Genomic DNA, 286 nt, shown 5'->3' with positions numbered 1-286 from the left:
TCACAGTTAATAGTAATATCAGCAGGAACAGTAAATGTAGGCGCTGTAGTATCTTGTATAGTAATGGTTTGAACAAGTGTAGTTGTATTGTTACAATCATCAGTAAGTGTCCAAGTTCTAGTAATCACGGATTCGCTAGCACAAGTACCATTAGCTGTACTATCAGTAAATGTTGCCTCTAGCGTGTTATCACAGTTATCTGCTTCATCAGTTACATCACCAGTAAGTGTTAAATCATTAGGATCTTGCTCACAGTTAATAGTAATATCAGCAGGAACAGTAAATG

General features: G+C 36.4%; 1 protein-coding gene. It reads right to left on the bottom strand.

Annotated features, from left to right (window positions below):
• Positions 1 to 286: hypothetical protein (locus Q0997_RS20380; RefSeq protein WP_299892583.1), on the bottom strand; the 286-nt coding region annotated here is incomplete at both ends.

The sequence above is a fragment of the uncultured Lacinutrix sp. genome, assembly GCF_947500325.1.
GTDB lineage: Bacteria > Bacteroidota > Bacteroidia > Flavobacteriales > Flavobacteriaceae > Lacinutrix.
The sequence above is the reverse complement of the archived record's forward strand: the minus strand, read 5'-3'. Positions and strand labels throughout refer to the sequence as shown.